This window comes from Melaminivora alkalimesophila, from assembly GCF_000282995.1.
In the GTDB taxonomy this organism is placed as follows: domain Bacteria; phylum Pseudomonadota; class Gammaproteobacteria; order Burkholderiales; family Burkholderiaceae_C; genus Melaminivora; species Melaminivora alkalimesophila.
The window spans coordinates 1-3,091 of record NZ_ALEE01000198.1; the positions used below are offsets into that span (position 1 = coordinate 1).

At 70.6% G+C, this 3,091-nt stretch carries 3 protein-coding genes; all 3 read right to left on the reverse strand.

From position 1 onward, the window contains the following. Positions 1–1,494 (reverse strand): monovalent cation/H+ antiporter subunit D (locus tag A612_RS03180; RefSeq protein ID WP_040435817.1); only part of this gene is annotated, 1,494 nt, incomplete at its 3' end. Positions 1,495–1,526: 32 nt separating this feature from the next. Beyond that, on the reverse strand, positions 1,527–1,892 hold the full coding sequence (locus A612_RS03185; protein ID WP_019373146.1) for a Na+/H+ antiporter subunit C: 366 nt from the start codon (positions 1,890–1,892) through the stop codon (positions 1,527–1,529). Continuing rightward, positions 1,892–3,091: hydrogen gas-evolving membrane-bound hydrogenase subunit E (gene mbhE, locus A612_RS03190; RefSeq protein WP_019373147.1), on the reverse strand; the 1,200-nt coding region annotated here is incomplete at its 5' end. The genes mbhE and A612_RS03185, both read right to left, overlap by 1 nt.

The window sequence follows — 3,091 nt, forward strand, 5'->3', positions numbered from 1 at the left end:
CAGCCCCTCCAGCACGTGCAGGCGCGGCGCGTGGCGGTCGGGCGCGGCCCAGAAATGGCGCATGCCGGTGCGCGTGAGCGCGATCAGCGACAGCAGGCCGGTGCCGATCAGCAAGGCGAGCAGCAGCCAGCCGGCCGCACCGGGCTGCATGCCCGAGGAGGAGCCCAGCCCGAGCGGGTTGAGCAGGGCCGTGAGCATGGCGAACTTCCCGACGAAGCCCGACAGCGGCGGCATGCCGGCGATCACCAGCGTGCACACCAGGTAGGCCAGCCCGAGCAGCGCCGCCGCGGCGGGGATGGCGCGGCCTACCAGCACCTGCTCCTCGTCGTCCAGGTTCAGGCCGGGCGTGGGTACCAGCTCGGGCGTGAGGAAGGGCGCCTCGTTGCCGTCGTGGCCGCGCAGGGCCGTGCCGTCCGTGCGCCAGCGCTCGATCAGGTCGGACAGCAGGAACAACGCGCCGATCGCCAGGGTCGAACCCGGTAGGTAATACAGCATCGCCGCAGTGAGCTGGTTCTGGCCCAGGCCGGCGGCCGCGAGCACCGTGCCGGAGGACAGCACGGCGGCAAAACCCGCCAGGTGGCCCAGGCGCTGGGAGGCGAGCATCCCGATGCCGCCGAAGGCCATGGTCAGCATCCCGGCCGCCACCAGCCAAGCGCCGCCGAACAGGGCCGAATCGCCCGCCTCGCTGCCGAACATCAGCGTCCACAAGCGCAGCAGGGTGTAGACGCCCACCTTGGTCATGACGGCAAACAGCGCGCCCACCGGGGCCGTGGCGGCGCTGTAGGCCGGCACCAGCCAGAAGTTCAGCGGCCACACGGCGGCCTTGATCAGAAAGGCCGTGGCGAGGATGGCGGCGGCCGCGTGCAGCAGCCCGCGGTCGGTCGCTGCCATGGCGGGAACGTGGCGTGCCAGGTCGGCCATGTTCAGCGTGCCGGTGATGCCGTAGAGCATCGCTGCGCCGATCAGGAACAGCGAGGACGCCGCCAGGTTGATGGCGATGTAGTGCAGGCCCGACTGCACGCGCGCCCGGCCCGAGCCGTGCAGCAGCAGCCCGTACGAGGCGGCCAGCATGATCTCGAAGAACACGAACAGGTTGAACAGGTCGCCCGTCAGGAACGCGCCCGCCAGGCCCATGAGCTGCAGCTGAAAGAGCGCGTGGAAATGCACTCCGGCGCGGTGCCAGCGCGTGCCCGCGAACACGGCGCAGCACAGCGCCAGCACCAGTGCCAGCACCAGCATCAGGGCCGAGAGCCGGTCGAGCACCAGCACGATGCCAAAAGGCGCCGTCCAGTTGCCCTGCAGGTACACGCCCATGCCCGAGGCCGTGCCCGGCTGCTGTACCCAGTGCAGCAGCGCCACGGCCGCGAGCAGGGCAAAAGTGGTGGAGGCGATGTTCAGCACGAGTTTCAGCCGCTGGCTCTCCTCGCGCAGGAACAGCGTGAGCGCCGCCGTGAACAGCGGCAGCCCGATGGGCACCAGCATCAGGTGCGGCATGCTGCGTGCCGCCAGTTCGCTCAGGAACGCGCTCACGGCATCTCCTGCCGGTCGTGCGCGTCCGCGCCGTCCACGTGGTCGGTGCCGCTCACGCCACGCGAGGCCAGCAGCACCACCAGGAACAGGGCAGTCATGGCAAAGCCGATCACGATGGCCGTGAGCACCAGCGCCTGCGGCAGCGGGTCGGAGTAGTGCGCCAGGTCCATCGGTTGCCCCGGCTGGATGACCGGCTCCTGGCCCACGGCCAGGCCCAGGCGTCCCATGCTGAAGATGAACAGGTTGACGGCATAGGACAGCAGCGACAGGCCCATGATCACCTGGAAGGTGCGCGGGCGCAGCAGCAGCCACACGCCCGAGCCGGTAAGCGCGCCGATGGCGAGTGCGAGGACGGCCTCCATCAGCGCAGCGCTCCCGCGTGCAGCCCCGGCGGAGCCTCGTCGTCGGCGTAGCTCACCACGGCGGCCAGCGCCAGCTGCTCTTCTTCCAGCATGCGCGCATGCCAGCGGTGGCTGCGCACCGACTGGTGGGCGATCGCCGTGAGGATCAGCAGCGTGGCGCCGACCACCAGCGCGAACACGCCGGCATCGAAGAAGGTCGCGCTCGCCAGGTGCAGCTCGCCGAGCAGCGGCAGCGACAGCACCGCCATGTGGCTGGTCAGGAAGGGATAGCCGAAGGCCAGTGCGCCCAGACCCGTGCCAAGAGCGAGCAACAGCCCCGTGGCGATCCAGCGCCGGGGAAGGATGTGCATGTGGGCCTCCACCCAGGACGTGCCGGAGACGATGTACTGCAACACCAGCCCAACGGCGAACACCAGGCCGGCAACGAAGCCCCCGCCCGGCTGGTTGTGGCCACGCAGGAACAGGTAGAAAGCCACCAACGCCGTGAACGGCAGCAGCAGGCGCACCAGCACGGCCGGCACCATCAGGTAGCCGATGGCGGTGTCGGTGGCGTGGCGCGGGTTGAGCAGGTCGGTGTGCAGGTCGGTGTGCAGGTCGGCCGGCAGGTAGCGCTGCTGCTCCGGCAGGTCCATCGCCTCGCCGGCCGGGCGGAAGCGCCGCAGCAGCGCATACACCGTCAGCGCCACGATGCCCAGGACGACGATCTCGCCGAAGGTGTCGAAGCCGCGGAAGTCCACCAGCATGACGTTCACCACGTTGCTGCCGCCGCCCTGGCTCAGGGCGCGCTCCAGAAAGAAGGTGGAGGTGCTGTCGGAGAACGGGCGGCTCATCACGGCGTAGGCGAGCAACGCCATCCCGGCCCCGGCTGCGCAGGCGATCAGCAGGTCGCGCAGGCGCCGCGCCTGGGCGCGCAGCGCGCTCGGATCGCTGGCCGGCAGACTTTGGTCGCGCCGCGGCAGCCAGCGCAGGCCGAGCAGGAACAGCACCGTGGTCACGACCTCCACCGCCAGCTGCGTGAGCGCCAGGTCGGGCGCCGACAGCCACAGGAAGGTGACGCACACGCACAGGCCCGCGCCCCCCATGAAGATCAGCGCCGCCAGCCGGTGGAACTTCGCCTGCCAGGCGGCGGCCAGCGCACACAGTCCGCCGATGACCCACAGCAGCGCGAAGGCCGGCGACAGCGGCAGCTGGGTGCGCCC

Bases quoted from the DNA above. Each gene is read 5' to 3' on its own strand.
- A612_RS03185 (WP_019373146.1), bottom strand. From the start codon at position 1,892: ATGGAGGCCGTCCTCGCACTCGCCATCGGCGCGCTTACCGGCTCGGGC.